Origin of the sequence: Streptomyces sp. NPDC049627 (assembly GCF_044465645.1) — a bacterium.
Classification (GTDB): Bacteria; Actinomycetota; Actinomycetes; order Streptomycetales; family Streptomycetaceae; genus Streptomyces.
In genome coordinates, this window is the sequence record NZ_JBITLW010000006.1 from 34579 (window position 1) to 50026 (window position 15448).

The 15448-nt window shown below is 71.0% G+C and carries 14 protein-coding genes; 6 read left to right on the top strand and 8 right to left on the bottom strand.

Translation table 11 applies throughout. From position 1 onward, the window contains the following. Window positions 1–36: 36 nt before the first annotated feature. The 4 genes from ACIBU0_RS17160 to ACIBU0_RS17175 are packed head-to-tail and all read right to left on the bottom strand — an operon-like array spanning window position 37 to window position 3240. Window positions 37–978 carry a hypothetical protein gene (locus ACIBU0_RS17160; RefSeq protein WP_398818415.1) on the bottom strand — a complete coding sequence of 314 codons (942 nt, stop codon included), beginning with the start codon at window positions 976–978 and terminating at the stop codon, window positions 37–39. Then, window positions 975–1973, bottom strand: coding sequence for an ABC transporter permease (locus tag ACIBU0_RS17165; RefSeq protein ID WP_398818417.1), 999 nt, complete (start codon window positions 1971–1973; stop codon window positions 975–977). The genes ACIBU0_RS17160 and ACIBU0_RS17165 overlap by 4 nt, the downstream gene beginning before the upstream one ends. Next, window positions 1970–2857, bottom strand: a complete 888-nt coding sequence (locus ACIBU0_RS17170; RefSeq protein ID WP_398818420.1) for an ABC transporter ATP-binding protein — start codon at window positions 2855–2857, stop codon at window positions 1970–1972. Before ACIBU0_RS17170 ends, ACIBU0_RS17165 begins: the two co-directional genes overlap by 4 nt. Then, a complete protein-coding gene (locus tag ACIBU0_RS17175) occupies window positions 2854–3240 on the bottom strand; it encodes a GntR family transcriptional regulator (RefSeq protein ID WP_398818422.1) in 387 nt (128 codons plus the stop codon). Before ACIBU0_RS17175 ends, ACIBU0_RS17170 begins: the two co-directional genes overlap by 4 nt. Before the next feature lie 140 nt (window positions 3241–3380). Between ACIBU0_RS17175 and ACIBU0_RS17180 the strand changes: the two genes are divergently transcribed. Then, a complete protein-coding gene (locus ACIBU0_RS17180) occupies window positions 3381–4160 on the top strand; it encodes a hypothetical protein (RefSeq protein ID WP_398818425.1) in 780 nt (259 codons plus the stop codon). A gap of 130 nt (window positions 4161–4290) precedes the next feature. Here ACIBU0_RS17180 and mshD read toward each other — a convergent pair whose 3' ends face one another. Beyond that, on the bottom strand, window positions 4291–5217 hold the full coding sequence (gene mshD, locus ACIBU0_RS17185) for a mycothiol synthase (RefSeq protein ID WP_398818428.1): 927 nt from the start codon (window positions 5215–5217) through the stop codon (window positions 4291–4293). A gap of 156 nt (window positions 5218–5373) precedes the next feature. Between mshD and ACIBU0_RS17190 the strand changes: the two genes are divergently transcribed. The 4 genes from ACIBU0_RS17190 to ACIBU0_RS17205 all read left to right on the top strand — a co-directional run bounded on the left by ACIBU0_RS17190 (window position 5374) and on the right by ACIBU0_RS17205 (window position 11848). Continuing rightward, on the top strand, window positions 5374–7194 hold the full coding sequence (locus tag ACIBU0_RS17190; RefSeq protein WP_398818430.1) for a bifunctional metallophosphatase/5'-nucleotidase: 1821 nt from the start codon (window positions 5374–5376) through the stop codon (window positions 7192–7194). A gap of 272 nt (window positions 7195–7466) precedes the next feature. Then, a complete protein-coding gene (locus ACIBU0_RS17195; RefSeq protein WP_398818433.1) occupies window positions 7467–8759 on the top strand; it encodes a P-loop NTPase fold protein in 1293 nt (430 codons plus the stop codon). Beyond that, window positions 8749–10551: an Hsp70 family protein gene (locus ACIBU0_RS17200; protein WP_398818436.1), complete on the top strand. Its 1803-nt coding sequence runs from the start codon at window positions 8749–8751 to the stop codon at window positions 10549–10551. Before ACIBU0_RS17195 ends, ACIBU0_RS17200 begins: the two co-directional genes overlap by 11 nt. 79 nt (window positions 10552–10630) lie before the next feature. Then, complete coding sequence (locus tag ACIBU0_RS17205; protein WP_398818438.1) at window positions 10631–11848, top strand: DUF2993 domain-containing protein; 1218 nt, start codon at window positions 10631–10633, stop codon at window positions 11846–11848. Between the two features lie 17 nt (window positions 11849–11865). On the opposite strand, the gene ACIBU0_RS17210 is transcribed toward ACIBU0_RS17205, so the two are convergent. Then, window positions 11866–12612 (bottom strand): carbonic anhydrase, encoded by a 747-nt coding sequence (locus tag ACIBU0_RS17210; protein ID WP_398818441.1) that lies wholly within the window; start codon window positions 12610–12612, stop codon window positions 11866–11868. Between the two features lie 163 nt (window positions 12613–12775). Continuing rightward, on the bottom strand, window positions 12776–14851 hold the full coding sequence (locus ACIBU0_RS17215; protein ID WP_398818444.1) for a pectinesterase family protein: 2076 nt from the start codon (window positions 14849–14851) through the stop codon (window positions 12776–12778). A gap of 186 nt (window positions 14852–15037) precedes the next feature. Between ACIBU0_RS17215 and ACIBU0_RS17220 the strand changes: the two genes are divergently transcribed. Then, window positions 15038–15136 (top strand): DUF397 domain-containing protein, encoded by a 99-nt coding sequence (locus ACIBU0_RS17220; RefSeq protein WP_398819617.1) that lies wholly within the window; start codon window positions 15038–15040, stop codon window positions 15134–15136. On the opposite strand, the gene ACIBU0_RS17225 is transcribed toward ACIBU0_RS17220, so the two are convergent. Continuing rightward, window positions 15126–15314, bottom strand: coding sequence for a hypothetical protein (locus tag ACIBU0_RS17225; RefSeq protein ID WP_398818447.1), 189 nt, complete (start codon window positions 15312–15314; stop codon window positions 15126–15128). The genes ACIBU0_RS17220 and ACIBU0_RS17225 overlap by 11 nt on opposite strands. Between the last annotated feature and the right edge of the window lie 134 nt (window positions 15315–15448).

A 15448-nucleotide genomic window follows, 5' to 3' on the forward strand; every position in this document is an offset into this window, starting at 1 on the left:
AGGGACGTGCGGTGGTCTTGAGGGGGCGGTGGCCTTTTACGGCGTACGGCGGCGCAGCACCCAGAAGGCGGCGGCCGTCGCGGCGGCGGCCACGGCGAGAAGGATGCCGGTCTCGACGTACTGGAGCGGCCAGAAGTGGGACCGGGGGTGGAAGGTCGCGCTGGTGGACAGCGGGGTGTCCTCCCCGGGGTGCCGGCCCCAGACGGCGTCCCAGTGCGTCTGCCAGGCCGACCGGGGCAGCTCGAACTGGCCCTTCTCGGTGCGGGTGACCGTCGGCCAGAGGTCCTCGCGGTAACGGTCCAGCGTGCCGTAGAGGACGAGGGCGGCCGCGAGGCCCACCCCGGCGGCGGGCAGCGCCCGGCGCAGCAGCAGCCCGGCGAGTGCGCCGAGGGCGAGCCCGGCGAGGGCGTAGGCGATGGTCACCGGGCCGGTGCCGGCGAACTGGTCGGGTCCGTACCAGTCCCCGACGAGGTTCGGGTTGTCGTCCCCGCGGGCCCAGATGTTCAGCAGCAGGACGGTGCCGGTACCGGCCGTGAGCAGGGCGGCCGGCACGGCGAGCTTGGTGGCCAGCCAGCGGACCGGGGTGACCGACTGGGTCCAGGCGAGCCGGGCGGTGCCGTTCTCCAGCTCGCGCCCGATGAGCGCGCCGCCCGCCCAGGCGGCCACGGGGAAGATCACGTAGCACAGGGCCGTGGTGACGAGGGCGATCCCGTTGGCGTACGTCTCGTCGGCGGTGATCGCCTCGATCGCCGAGCACGAGGGGAGGTCGTCCGTCGGCGGTTCGGCGCATCCGCCGTAGGCCGGGCGGGCCTCGTCCCCGATCGCGTACATCCAGATCAGGAGGGCCGTGGCGGCGATCAGAGCCAGTCCCCAGAAGATCAGGGCCGTGCGGTGCGTCCGCAGGACGACCCACACCAGCCCGCGCGGGCCGCGCGGGACGCGTGTGGCAGGGGCGGCGGTCATGGAGAGAGTGGTCATACGGCGGCTCCGGTACGGCGGCTCAGCAGCCGGAAGGCGATCAGGACCGCCAGGGCCGCGACGGCGAGGACGATGCCGCTCTCCACGAGCTGGAGGGGCCAGAAGTGGGAGGACGGGTGGTAGTCGCGGTAGAACCCGACGATGTCGTGCTCGGCGAGGCACTTGGTGTCGTCTACGCAGATGGGGTCCGCGACCCGGGCTCCGGTGGAGGTGAGGGCGCCCTCGCCGACGACCATGCCGATGTACGGCGGGTACACGTCCTTGTCCGTGAGTGTCTCGACCGGCCACAGGTACGGGCGCCACGCGGCGAGCCCGTACATCAGGGCCAGCAGGCCGACGACCGCCGTGCCGAGCGCGGGCAGGGCCCGGCGCTGGAGCAGGCCCGCGAGGACGCCGACGGCGAGGCCGAGGAGGGCGTAGGCGGTGGCGAGGGTGCCGTTGGCCACGTAGATGTTGCTCTCGTGCCACTCCCAGGTGCCCATGGCCCGCCACAGGTCGCGGTTCGCCGTCCACGTCAGGCGGTGCAGCAGGGTGAGCAGGGCGACCCCGCAGCCGAGCAGGGCGGCCGGGACGGCGAGCTTGGCGGCCAGCCAGCGGGCCGGGGAGACCGACTGGGTCCAGGCGAGGGCGGCCGTGCCGCTCTCCAGTTCCCGGCCGATCAGCGAGGCGCCCGCCCAGGCGGCGGCGAGGAGCGGCGCAAGGTTGACGAGGCCGGAACCGACGGCGACGGCGACGCCGTACCGCCCGTACAGGGAGCCGGTGTAGTCGCACAGGTTCGGGCTCTCCCGGTCGCAGCCCATCGCCCGGTACTCGGCCCACGCGGCGTCCGCCCCCGGACCGTAAGCCCACAGCAGCACTCCCGCACCGACGGCCACCAGCAGCACCCAGAACCACAGCGCCCAGCGGTGCAGCCGCAGCATCGCCCAGAGCAGTCCGCGGGGCCCCCGGGAGGGCGCGGCGACGGCAGCGGACCTCTCGACGGTCACGGCGGTCATACGGCGGCCTCCTGCGCGGTGTCGCAGCGCAGTTCCGGCGCCTCGGGGGCGCGCAGGTGGGCGAGGACCAGCTCCTCCAGGGTCGGGGCGGTGCTCTGCCAGCCGTCGCCGAGAGGGCCGCTCGGCCGTACGAGCGCGGTGAGCTGACGGCCCGTCGTGCGGGACTCGACCACTGTGTGCGGGTCCAGGGACGCGTCCGCCCGGCCCGTGACGAGCCGGTGGGCGTCGAGCAGGTCGTCCAGGGGGCCCGCGAGCCGGACGCGGCCGGCGCCGAGCAGCAGGAGGTGGTCGCAGGCGCCGTCCAGTTCGGCGACGACGTGCGAGGACATGACAGCCGTGGTGCCGCGGTCGGCCGCGTCGGCCATGAGCGTGGCCATCAGCTGGTGCCGGGCGAGCGGGTCGAGGTCGGCCATCGGCTCGTCCAGGAGCAGGACTTCGGGGCGCTTGCCGAGGGCGAGGGCGAGCGCGACGCGGGTGCGCTGGCCGCCGGAGAGCGTGCGGACCTTGGCGCCCGGGTCGAGGTCGCCCTCGGCGACGATCCGCTCGGCGACGGCGGCGTCCCAGCGGCGGGGGTTGAGTTCCCGCCCCAGTCGCAGGGTGGCGGCGACGGTGAGCTGGGGGTGCAGGGGCTTGTCCTGGGCGACGTACGCGAGTCGCTCGCGCGCGGCCGCAGGGGCCTGGCCGAGGACGGTGATCGTGCCGTCGGTGGGGCGCAGCAGTCCGGCGGCGAGGGAGAGCAGCGTCGACTTGCCGGCGCCGTTCGGGCCGACGACGGCGCAGATCCGGCCTGCCGGGAGCCGGAAGGCGCAGCCGTCCAGCGCCTGCTTGCGGCGCCGCCCGAAGCTCTTGCTCAGCGCGGCCGCCTCGATGGCGGTCTCGGTCATGCGTCGTCCCCCTTGAAGTGCGTGTCCAGTACGGAAGTGAAGAGAGCGTCCACGTCGTCGCGGTCCAGCCCGGCCTCGCGCGCCCGAACGGCCCATGCGTCCAGTTCGGTGCGCAGGGGCGAGTCGGCCGGGGCGGTGCCCAGTCCGCGCCGTACGAACGTGCCGAGTCCCCGCCGCGCCTCGACCAGGCCCTCGCGCTCCAGTTCGCGGTAGGCCTTGAGGACGGTGTTGGGGTTGATGGCGGTGGCCTCGACGACCTCACGGGCCGTGGGGAGTTTGTCGCCCGGCTCCAGCAGGCCGAGGCGCAGGGCCTGTTTGGTCTGCTGGACGATCTGCACGTAGGTGGCGACGCCGGAGCGCCGGTCGATGCGGTACTCGACCATCCGTTCCACCACCCTTTCACTAATTGAGTAGTGAAAGGGTGGTGGAAGGAGATCAGGAAGTCAAGCGGGGAGGGGCGGGAGGCGCGGGAGGTGTACGCGGAGGTGTACGAGAGGGGGAGGAGCGCGCGATCATGCCGGACATGAGGGTGGTAGCCGTCGACGTGGGTTCCGTGCGGACCGGCTCCTTCGCCTGGGCGGCCGTCGATGTGCCGGATGACGGACCGGTGCCGGAGGCGCTCGCGGGCTGTGGGAGCGACCCGGCCACGGCAGCTCGGGCTGTCACCGGGGCGCTGACCGGGGGCGGGAGTGCGGTGCTCGCACTGGAGGCGCCGATGGCGGTGCCCGTGCCGGGCGACTGGACGCTGCTGGGCAAGGGGCGTGCCGGGGAGGGGAACCGGCCGTGGTCCGCGAGCGCGGGGGCCGGGGCGCTGGGGACGGGGCTCGTGCAGGGCGCGTGGATGCTGTCCGAGCTGGGCCGGGCGGTGCCGGGGGTGGCGGTCACGACGCAGTTGTCGCGTTGGGCAGGCGGTGCTGCCGCGCCCCGAAGGGGCGCGGGGCGGTATCCAACATGCGGCTTCCGCCGCGCGGGCGCGACCGGCCACAACGAACCCGCGGACGCGCGACGGCGCATCGCGGCACTTCAGCGGAGCGCTCCGCTGCTGCTCGTGGAGGCGTTCGTGTCGGGGGCCGGGAAGCCGGTGCCAACCGTCCTCGGCCAGCACGCCGCCGACGCCGAGGCTGCGGCCCGAGCGGTGGCGGAGCGACTGGCGGGCGGCGGCGAGACCGATGTGCTGTGCGCACCGCACCGGGCGTTCAACCTGCTGGCGGCCGGGGCGATGTGGGCGGGGCTTGAGATCGCCGGCGACGAACTCGGGATGGACGTGCTGGTGGTGCGGGCCCGACCGGTCGGCAGAGCGTAGCGCTCAGGGGGCGCCGCGATCGGCCGTCGGGCGTCTGCGGGTGCATTGCGGCCGGTCGCGCCCACGCGGCGGAGCCGCATGTCCCGATACGGCCCCGCGCCCCCTATGGGCGCTCCCGGACCCGGCGTTCTCAGGTCTCCGTGCGGTACATCAAGTCCGTCTCGTACGTCACGAACCCCAGCCGCTCGTACACCGACACCGCCGCCTTGTTGTCGGCATCGACGTACAGCATCGCCGTAGGCAGTCCCTGCGCCGCCAGGTGCCGCAGCCCGATCGTCGTCAGGGCCTTGCCCAGGCCGCCGCCCTGGGTGCCCGGGCGGACGCCGAGGACGTACACCTCGCCGAGCCCCTCCGCCGCGTGGACCTTCGTCCAGTGGAAGCCGACGAGTTCGCCGTCCCGTTCCGCCAGGAAGAACCCCGCCGGGTCGAACCACGGCTCGGACTTGCGGTCGTCGAGGTCGCGCTGGGTGAGGGAGCCCTGCTCGGGGTGGTGGGCGAAGGCCTCGGCGTTCACCGCGAGCCAGGCGGCGTCGTCCTGGCCGGGCACGTAGGTGCGGACCGTCACGCCCTGGGGGAGTACGGGGTCCGCCAGCTGAAGGTCCGCCAGTGAGCGGCGCATCTGGCGCAGTTCGCGGAAGAGGGTGAGGCCGAGCACCTGGGAGAGGTGCCGGGCGGCGGCGTGGCCCCCGTGGGCCCACACCCGCAGCCGCTTGCCGGACGCGGCGAGGAGGGCGGAGCCCAGCGCGCGGCCGTGGCCGTGGCCGCGGTGCGAGGGGTGGACCACCAGCTCGGCGGCCGGGGCCTCCACCGGGTCGGTGTCCTCCAGCTGGGCGTAGCCGACGAGTTCGCCGGCGATGGTGAGCAGCAGATGCGAGACGCCCTCGCGCGCGCCGCCGCGCAGTTGCAGCCGGCCCTGCTCGGACACCGCCTGCTGCCCGTCGTTCCGGGCGGCCTCCGCCAGCAGTTCGAGTACGGCCTCGGTCTGCTCCGGGGAGAGCGCGGAGTGGGTCTCGATGGAACGGGAGGGGAGAGGGGGTGCGGTGTCGTCGCTGGTCATGCGTACGAGGGTAAGGGGAGCGCCCGGCAATGTGGCGGCAAAGGGCCAGGCAAAGGGAAACCAGAAAGTAACCGTGAACCCTCTGTCGCGCTACGCGCGTTGACTCTAGGCTGCGGCCCGACGGGGCCATGTCACTTTCGAGCCACAGGGGGGCTTATGCCAGCCGAGTCGCAGGCGCGCCAGCGCCGCAGACGCCGTACTCACCTTCTCCTCGCCGGAGCCGCCGGTCTCGCCACCGCGGGCGCGCTGGCCGCGGCGCTCCCCGCGACGGCGACGGCGGAGGAGAGCTCCGCCCGGCACGGCGGCGGATACACCTACAGCCGCTACCAGGACGTCCAGCTGCTGTCCTTCAACGACCTGCACGGCAACCTGGAGCCGCCGGCCGGTTCCTCCGGACGGGTCACCGAGCTCCAGGCGGACGGCACGACGAAGACCATCGACGCCGGCGGTGTGGAGTACCTGGCCACCCATCTGCGTAAGGCCCGCGAAGGCAAGAAGTACTCCATCACCGCCGCCGGCGGTGACATGGTCGGCGCCTCCCCGCTGATCTCGGGCCTCTTCCACGACGAGCCCACCATCGAGGCGCTGAACAAGCTCGACCTGGACGTCACCTCGGTCGGCAACCACGAGTTCGACGAGGGCGCCAGGGAACTGGGCCGCCTGCAGAAGGGCGGCTGCCACCCGACGGCCGGCTGCTACGTCGAGGGCGAGGAGTTCGAGGGCGCCGACTTCCCGTACCTCGCCGCGAACGTCCTCGACGAGAAGACGAACAGGCCGATCCTCAAGCCCTACTGGGTGTGGAAGAAGAAGGACGTCAAGGTCGGCTTCATCGGCGTGACCCTGGAGGACACTCCGGGCGTCGTCTCCGCCGACGGCGTCAAGGGCCTGAAGTTCAAGGACGAGGTCGAGACGATCAACAAGTACGCGCGCGTGCTCCAGGCACAGGGCGTGAAGTCGATCGTGGCGCTCATCCACGAGGGCGGTCTGCCCGCCTCCGGCGCGTACAACTACAACTGCGACTCCCCTGGCGCGGGCGACGGCATCTCCGGCCCGATCGTCGACATCGCCAAGAACATCACGCCGCAGGTGGACGCGCTGGTCACCGGCCACACCCACGCGGCGTACGTCTGCACGATCCCCGACCCGTCGGGCAAGCCCCGCATGGTCACCTCGGCCGCGTCCTTCGGCCGCCTCTACACGGACACGACGCTGACGTACGACCGCTTCACCGGCGACATCGCCCGTACGGCCGTGAAGTCGGCGAACCACGTGGTCACCCGGGACGTCGCCAAGGCGCCCGACATGACCGAGCTGATCAGCAAGTGGAACACCCTCGCGGCGCCGATCGGCAACCGCGCCATCGGGTACATCTCCGCGGACATCCCCAACGCCGGTACCGAGTCCCCGATGGGTGACCTGATCGCGGACGCGCAGCTCGCGCACGGCAAGGAGCTGGACCCGGAGACGGACCTGGCGCTGATGAACCCGGGCGGCATCCGGGCACCGCTGACCTATGCGGCCAAGGGCAGCGAGGGTGACGGTGTGGTGACGTACGCCGAGGGCTTCACCGTGCAGCCGTTCTCCAACACGGTGAACCTCCAGGACTTCACCGGCGCGCAGCTGATCCAGGTCCTCAAGGAGCAGGTGAGCGGGACGAACGCCGCCGCGCCGAAGATCCTGCAGGTCTCGTCCGGTCTGACGTACACCCTGGATCTGACGAAGACGGGCGCCGACCGGGTGGTGACCGACTCGGTCAGGCTGAACGGCGAGGCGATCAACCCGACGGCCACCTACCGCGTCGCGACGAACAGCTTCCTCGCGGGCGGCGGCGACGGCTTCCCGACGCTGGGTCAGGGCACCAACGACCTGGTCGGCTCCGACGACTTGGCGGCGCTGGAGAAGTACCTGACGGCCAACTCCTCGGCCACGAACCCGATCACGCCGCCGGCGGCGAACCGGATCACGGTCGTGCGCTAGACAGCACGCACGCGTCACGCGCGGGCGGGGCGGGGTCGGTACGCACGGTCGGCCGGATCGACGCGTACCGACCCCTCGCCGGACTCCGGCCGCATTGGTGCAATCGCAGTCCCCTCCTCCTACGGAACGCGTATCCCGGCCTGGTCACCGGGGCGTTTCGGTCGAAACCCCGGCACCGACAGGCGTGTTCGCGGGCACCATGAGTGACCCGCCGACAGCGTTTGGTCAAGGCGACCGGAGTCTGAACGGCGGCTTGGGGGAGGGGGGAACACATGCTGCTGCCCGACAACCCGATTTCGGGGCCGGACGGAGATCATTTCGGATTCAGCACCCATGCCAAGGTGCTCTGCGACGCCATCGCGACCGCGGAGGGCCTGCCGTTGACCATCGGGGTCTTCGGGCCCTGGGGGATGGGCAAGTCGAGTTTCATGAAGGTCTGCGAGGGTCTGCTGAAGGCCCGCGACATCCGGACCGTCTGGTTCAACCCCTGGAAGTACGACCAGAAGGACGAGATCTGGCACGCGCTCATCCAGACCGTACTCACCGAGATCGCCCAGGACCTCGACAGCCGGCGGGAGTCCGGCGAGGAGACACTGCAGGAGCGGCTCAGCGCAGCCCTGGAGACGGTGAAGCGGCTGAGCCAGGCAGCGGCCTGGCTGCTCGCGCGCAGGACGGCGGGCCCCCTCACGGCGGGTTTCCTGGCCCCCGAGGACGTCGACGCCGTCCAGAGCGCGCTCACCGCACCGGGCGTGGAGACGTATCTGCACGTCAACCGCTTTGAACAGGACTTCAAGAGCGTCGTCAGCACATACGCCGACGGCGGTCGGCTCGTCCTGTTCATCGACGACCTGGACCGCTGCCACGAGGACGCGGCGATCACCGTGCTCGACTCCCTGAAACTCTTCATGGGCGAGGGCTCGTGTGTCTTCGTCCTCGCCATGGACTATCAGGTCGTCGCGGACGCGGCGGCCAGACGGTTCGACAGCGAACGCACGGACGGCGCGCGCGGACGTCAGTACCTGGAGAAGCTGATCCACTTTCCGTTCCACCTGCCCGTGATCCCGTTCGAGTCACTGCAACTGCACCTTCAGGACGAGGTCACGGACCCGGCGCTGACGGGCTCACGCGAGCTCTGGGAGCTCATCGAGGTCGCCTTCACGGCCAACCCGCGACGCGTGCGCCGCTTCGTCAACGGCCTGAACCACACGGCCCTGACGCTGCACGAGCACAACGACCCGCCCGGGCGGGAGCGGCTGCTGCACGCGGGCACCCTCCTCGCGTTCCAGATCATGCACCCCGACTTCTACTCCGCCCTGCAGCGCGATCCCGGCGTCTGGGCGCGGTTCGACGAGGCCGAGTTCGCCAAGACCGAACTCGGTGGGCAGGACGCGGAGCTCGCCAGAAGGAACCCTGGGGTACGGCGGCTGATCGCGGCGGTCTCGTCGCGGCGCACGGGTTTCGACTTCCCCCCGCCGCCGACGGCCACCGTGATCAGACTGCTGACCGAGGTGTTGACGGTCGCCGGCGGATCGGCCGCGGCCGAGGGGGTGGCCCGTGGCGCGTGACACCGAATCCGACGTCGGGTATGCGGTCGGCCTGGACCTGGGAGACGGGGAGAGCTCCCTGTGTTGGCTGCCGACGCACGGCCGGAGCAAAGCGCGGGTCTACACCAGGGGAACCGACGGCGCCGCCATCGTGACGGCCCTGGGGCGCGAGCGCCTGGACCAGGGCGGATACCGGTACGTCATCGGCGAAGCGGCCGTGATGGCGCAGAACGTCCTGCACTTCAGCGTCAACTTCAAGTCCCGGCCGGACCCGCAGGACCTGGCCGTCCCGGAAGCCGTCCAGTTCGCCCAGATCCTCCTCACCGAGTTCTTGTCCCGGCACCCCGAGGTCAGGGGGGACTGCGTGGTGTACGTCGGTCACCCCACGGGCTGGGACGACGTATCGGTGGCGACGTACGCACGGCACTTTTCGTCGATGAACGTTCCCGTGCGGCTCGTGGCGGAGTCCCAGTCAGCGCTCGTGCACGTCAGGGACCGAAGAGGCGGACGGCGGGAGGAACGCCGGCTCGACCGGGTCCTGGTCGTCGACATCGGCTCCTCCACGACCGACTTCACGTTCGTGGAGGACCTGATCCCGAGGAACCTTCCGGTGGGCTCCGATCTGGGTTGTGCCGTGATCGACCGGGAGCTTGCCAGGATGGTGCGGGAGGCGTTCGCGGGGGACGAAAAGTTCACCAGGGCTCTGGGCCGGGACGATTCGGGGGAGCAGATGCTGCTGCTCGCATGCCGCCGGGCGAAGGAAGCACAGTTCACCGGGACGGATGTCCGTCTCCAGGATCTCCAGGTCGGCTGTGACCCCCGGTTCAGCCCCTTCCTGGGCCCCACTTTGGGCTGGCTCAGGGGCGTGGACGTTCCAGGGCGCGTCGTGCGTGGGCCGGGCGGCTGGGCCGAGGCCTTCGCGGACGTGCTGACGGAGGTGCGGGGCCTGCTCGGCGCGACCCAGCCCGAGCTGGTGGTGATCACCGGAGGCGGATCGCGTATGCCCGTGGCACGCCGGCTGTGTCTCGACGCGTTCCCGGAGGCCACCGTCGAGAGCGACACCGACCCTTCCCAGTCCGTGACCCGGGGGCTCGCCAGCGTCGGGCGGCACCGAGTCAACGTGGCACGGTTCCGGCACGACATCCATGCGCTCAAGGACCGGCCGGACTTCGAGGAGAAGATCCGCGCCGGCCTGCTCGACGCGTTCGACCAGGCAAGGAACACCCTTCTGACCCGCCTGCTGGAAAGGGCCGATGACGGCAACGCCGATGCCGAGGACGAACAGGACATCGACGCACTCATCCGAAGGCTCACCGGGATGGACCAGGTGCTCGCTCGCCTGCGCGTACGCCTCAACGCCGAACTCACTCCCATGGCCCTGGAAATCTGCCGCAAATACGACATCAGGGATGACCAGTTCATGCTGGAGCTCGTCCTGCCCGGGGTCATCGGCACCGCCATCAGCGCGCGGATCCGTCCCATGTGGCGCACGTTGCGCGGTGCCCAGTCCGTGCTCAAGACGATCGGAAGCATGGGAGGGCTCGGCCTCTACGCGTTGAGGTTTGCGACCAAGAACGCGAAGCATGTCGCGCAGCTGGGCGCGATGGGAGCCATCGCCGGCGGCGTGCTGGCTCTCCCGAAGGCGACGGAGATGGCCGCCCGCAGACTCATCCGTACGACACTGGAGAACGCGCAGCTCGATCCCACCGAGGTGGCCAGCGTGGTCACCCACGTGGCCGAGCAGATCACCGAGCAGATGGACCGCCGCGCCCAGGAGGTCGAGCGCTTCGTCTCCGACACGACCCAGCCCTGAGGCTGGGCCGTAGTGACGTGAGTCGCAGACTCCTGGTACAGGTTGCGAGTGAGGGGCGTGTGCATGATCGGATGGATCGATGCGTACCCCCCACCGCATAACCACGCAGCCCTACACAAACCCCTACGAGGAGCTCGCCGCACTGGACGACGGTCCGCTGGACGAGTTCCTCCACGAGGACATACCGGAAGAGCGGGACGAGGCGGCGGCCCAGGACGATCCCTGGGCCCCGCCCAATCACCGCCGGGGCAGCCGCCACCGTCGCCGCGGTCGCTTCGCGGGGCTCCCCCTCGCGCTGAAGGCGGTCGTCGGCCTCGTCGTGCTCGCCGCCTTCCTCACCCTCGCCGACCGCTGGGCCCTGCTGTACGCCGAACGCAGAGCGGCGGACACCCTCAAGGACCGCATGCATCTGGCGGCGGCCCCCGAAGTCGAGATCGACGGCTTCCCCTTCCTCACCCAACTCGCCGACGAGCGGCTGGACTCGGTCAAGGTGACCGTCCCCGACGTGGCCGCCGACCGGGTCTCGCTCGCGCAGGTCACGGCGACGGCACGGAACGTACGACTGGACACCGACGGCCTCGCCTCGGTGCGCGGCGCCGACGTGCCCGAACTGGAGGGCGACGTCCTGCTCTCCTTCGCCGATCTGAACCGTGAACTCGGCGCGTCCCAGGTGACGTTCACGGGCGAGGGCCACGACCGGGTCCGGGCGCGCGGCACCCTGCCGGTCGCCGGACACGACCTCCGCCTGCGCGCCGAGGCCCAGATCGTGCGCGAGGGCGACCGCGGCATCGCCACGCACATCGGCGGAATGCGCCTGGACGTCGGCGACCTGGCCACGTACCGCCCGGGCGTCCGCGCCTCCGAGGGCCTGCACCTCAGCCGCCGCTCGGTGGCCCGTCTCGCCCAGGAGAGCCGCAAGGCGAAGGCGCTGCTGTCGATCCCGTCGGTCGTACGGCGTCTCGGGGTCCCCGACTCCGTCGTGCGCGAGGCCCTGCGCAACGAGTCCAAGCTCACCGAACTGACGGGCACCCCGCGCTTCGCCCACCGCGCCATGAAGCTCAACCTCATCGACCTGGCCCTGGACCACCCCGGGCTGCTCAAGCGCCTCGGCTTCGACCCCGCCCTCCTCGACGCCCTGCCCCGCCTCACCCGCCCGGTCCTCGCCGACCAGCTCTCCCTCGGCTTCCGCCTGCCCGAGCCGCCGAGCGGACAGCTGCGGCTCAGGGACGTGCGGGTGGAGAAGGACGGGATCAGGGTGCGGCTGGAGGGGGCGGGGCTGGCGGTCGGCCGGAAATAGAGGGAGGACGCGCGGCGTCAGGCGACCCGGTGGACGCGCTGCGTGTCGAGCTCGTAGCGGGCGCCGACGATGGCCAGCCTGCCCTCGTTCACCTTGGCGGCGAGGTCGGGCTCCGCGGCCAGGCGGGCGCGGACGGCCCGTACGTTGGCGTCGATGGTGGAGTCGACGCGGGCGTCGCCCTCCTTGGTGCGGTCGATGTTCGGCGCGATCTGGTCGGCGATGTACTGGATGTGCGCCGGCAGCGGCTCGCCGGTCAGGTCCGCCTGGACCGCGGCCTTCACGGCGCCGCACGACTGGTGCCCGAGCACCAGGACCAGCGGGATGTCCAGTTCGAGCACACCGTAGGCGACGCTGCCGAGCACGGCCTCGTCCAGGACCTCACCGGCGGAGCGCACGGTCATGAGGTCACCGAGGCCCTGGTCGAAGACCAGCTCCGGAGGCACGCGGGAGTCGATGCAGCCGAGGACGACGGCGAACGGGTGCTGACCCGACGTCAGGCTCTGCCGCACGGCGGGCGACTCGTCCGGGTGCCGCTCCCGGTAGGTGCGCCAGCGCAGGTTGCCCGCGGCGAGTTCACGCAGGGCTTCCTCGGGAGTGCCGGGCCGATGACGCAGCGGGGCGGCCGGAGCGGCGGAGGCGGGGGTGGCGGCGAGGGTGGCCGCGGCGCCCAGGGCCGCCGCCCCCGTCAGCCCGGTGCGAAGGAGTGCGCGCCGGGCGAAGGTGGATATGGCCGGCTTGGAGCCGGCACCTCTGTCGGAGTTCACGGGGTGGAACGTATGCCCGAATCCGGTAGAGAACGCTTGCGTTACCGATTCATGGCCGGGCGCGGGAGACTTCTGGGCTGACATTGGTCCGCCCTTGACGATCTCCCGCGCCTTTCTTGACCTTTCAAGGAGTTGGAGGGGTATCGGGGAGTCGTAGGCGTCGTCAGGAGGCCGTGGGCGTCCAGCCCCCGAGCCAGTCGCCGACCTCCTGCCCGGCGGCCTCAGCGTCGGTCAGCTGCGGCCGCTCGCTGCTCGCGCCGCCCGCACCCGCGCCGCTGTTCCTGTACTCGGCGAACCGGTCGTCCTTCCAGGAGAAGCCGCCCATGTCGGACCACGGGGTGGCCTTGATCGCGGCGCTCAGGGTCGTGTTGCGGACCGTGGTCTGCGGGTCGAGGGACGCGTCACCGCCGGCGTGCCAGTTGCGGCCGAGGAAGAAGGAACGGTCGGACACGTCGCCGTTGACCGTGGAGTTGGCGATCAGGATGCCCTTGCGGTTCGCGGCGGTCGACGGGGCGGTGACGTACCCCGCCGACGTGCCGGCCCAGCGCTTCTTCAGCGTGATGACGGACCGGTCGATCACCGCGGTCGCGCGGCCGAAGATGAAGTCGACGTTGCCGACGACGTAGGAGTTCGTCATGTAGACGCGGCCGAGCCTGTCCTTGGACGCGGTGTCCACGAGCAGGGTGTCCTGGTCGCCGCCGACGATGACGCCGTCGAGGAAGACCTTGTCGGCGGCAGTGCGCAGGGCGACGGCCTGGTGGCCGTTCAGGCTCTGGTTGGCCTTCTCGTCGAAGTCGTTGTTGATCGTCAGGTTGCGGGCCTGGAAGTCGTCGGCCTCGACGGCGACGGTGGCGCTGCCGCCCGTGCCGTAGGTGCCGCCGCCCGGCTTGGGCGTGCCGGCCGCGTTGTTGTGGACGATCACCGTGTCCCTACGGCTGCCGCCCGTGCCCTGGATGGTGACGTGCGGCCTGTCGGAGGGGACCTTGACCGTCTCCCGGTACGTGCCCGGCTTGACGGCGATCACGACGCGCGAGGCGTTGTTCGCCGGTACGGCGTTCACGGCGGCCTGCACGGTCGTGTACTGCCCGCTGCCGTCCTTGGCGACGGTGAGGGTGGTGGCGGCGGCCTTCGTCGTGCCGGAGGCGGTGGCCGTCGTACCTATGGAACTCCGCGGACCCGACCCGGACTTGAGCAGCGCCGGCACATCGGCGGCCTTGTCGAGCGTGTACGAGTAGTAGCTCCTCGGGTCGAAGGCCGTACCGCCGCTCTCGTTGCGCCCGCTGGTCCCGGAGAAGACGCTGCCGCGCTGGACGAGCGTCGCGGTGCTGTCCTTGATGACAGGGTTGTTGACGCCCTGGAAGTACGAGTTCTCCAGCACCATCTTCGTCTTGCCGCGCGAGTAGTTGCCGTACGACGACTTGATGTCCGTGTTGGGGACATCCTCGAGGAAGTTGTTGTAGAGGTGCGCATGGGCGGCGTTGTCGGTGGACGGGTTGCGCTGCTCGGTCTCCCGCACCCAGGTGTGGTGGACGGTGATGTCGGTGACGACGTTGTCCGTCCACCCGATACCGAAGGCCTTGTTGTCGTTGCTCAGCTTGTTCCAGGACACGGTCACGTACGTGCTGTCCTTGCGGACGTCGATGAGCCCGTCGGCCATGTGCCGCAGATCGTTGTGATCGATCCAGACATGATGGGCACCGTCCATCTGGATGGCGTCGAAGTCGTGGTCCTTGTCGTTCCAGATGCCCTGGTAGGTGTCCCGGATGGTGAGGTTCCGGATGATCACGTTGTGGACGCCGGAGCCGAGGAAGAACCCACCGCCGACGATCTGCCCGGAGGTCCCGGACCCGACGATGGTCTTGTTGCTCTGAACCTTGATCTCCTTCCCGACGGGGGAGATGTCGATGGTCCCGGCCACGACGATGACGTACGGCTCGGCGGCCGTGGCGTACTTCTCCAGATCGGCCTGCGTCTTCACGGTGACGATCTGTCCGTCCCGGCCGCCGTACGTGCCGTTCTGGCCGAGGGCGTTGACGGAGGCGAACCCGTCGGCGGTGGCGGTCGCCCAGGCGGGGGCGGCGGAGGTCGCGGCGGCGGCCCTTTGCTGGGTGCCTTCGCCGAGGAGGCCGAGATCCGTGCCGTAGGCCAGAGTTCCGGCGGCGGTCAGGGCCAGCGGGACCCCGACGGCCAGGGCCTTGCGGCTTCTGCGGTGGCGGGCCTTGCTGTGCTGCTCGCTCATACGGTGATCCGTTCCGTGCGGGGAATGGTCTGACGACCGGTCGCCGCACGGAACGGGAAGGTTGCCGCCCTCAGGGCCCTGTCCGCAGCCTTGTGGTGCCTCGGCCGAACGTCAGAGGGCGACCAGGTCGATGACGTTGATCACGACGTGGCGGTTGGACACGACGTCGCTGATGGTTACCCCGGCATCGTCCCCGTCCGAGACAGCAAGAACCCTGACGACGGCCAAGTACTCGTCTTCGGGGCAACCCCGTGGGCGTCCTTCCTGGCCGGGATCAAGAGCTAGGCGCCGCGGTCACGTCGTCGTCCGCCGCCGGGGCGTTGCGGTTCTGCCGGCTCAGGTGGACGGCGTGGAGCAGGGTGCCGACCGCTGCGGCGCCGCTCAGCAGGGAGCCGAAGGCCGCGATCAGGGAGCCGGCGCCGTCGCCACCGCCCGGGGGCACCGCGACGACAGTGTGGGTCACGACGGTCCCCGGGGTCGGGAGTTCGCTCGGGCCTGTGGGCGTATAGGGCGGCCCGGTCGGTGGGGCGGTCCATCCAGCGGTCGGTTCCTCGGTCGCTCCGTCGCCCCCTCCGTCGGTCGGCTCCGGAGTCCCTC

Coding starts and splice junctions, on each gene's coding strand:
- ACIBU0_RS17160 (WP_398818415.1), bottom strand. CDS start 978: ATGACCACTCTCTCCATGACCGCCGCCCCTGCCACACGCGTCCCGCGC.
- ACIBU0_RS17165 (WP_398818417.1), bottom strand. CDS start 1,973: ATGACCGCCGTGACCGTCGAGAGGTCCGCTGCCGTCGCCGCGCCCTCC.
- ACIBU0_RS17170 (WP_398818420.1), bottom strand. CDS start 2,857: ATGACCGAGACCGCCATCGAGGCGGCCGCGCTGAGCAAGAGCTTCGGG.
- ACIBU0_RS17175 (WP_398818422.1), bottom strand. CDS start 3,240: ATGGTCGAGTACCGCATCGACCGGCGCTCCGGCGTCGCCACCTACGTG.
- ACIBU0_RS17180 (WP_398818425.1), top strand. CDS start 3,381: ATGAGGGTGGTAGCCGTCGACGTGGGTTCCGTGCGGACCGGCTCCTTC.
- mshD (WP_398818428.1), bottom strand. CDS start 5,217: ATGACCAGCGACGACACCGCACCCCCTCTCCCCTCCCGTTCCATCGAG.
- ACIBU0_RS17190 (WP_398818430.1), top strand. CDS start 5,374: ATGCCAGCCGAGTCGCAGGCGCGCCAGCGCCGCAGACGCCGTACTCAC.
- ACIBU0_RS17195 (WP_398818433.1), top strand. CDS start 7,467: ATGCTGCTGCCCGACAACCCGATTTCGGGGCCGGACGGAGATCATTTC.
- ACIBU0_RS17205 (WP_398818438.1), top strand. CDS start 10,631: ATGCGTACCCCCCACCGCATAACCACGCAGCCCTACACAAACCCCTAC.
- ACIBU0_RS17215 (WP_398818444.1), bottom strand. CDS start 14,851: ATGAGCGAGCAGCACAGCAAGGCCCGCCACCGCAGAAGCCGCAAGGCC.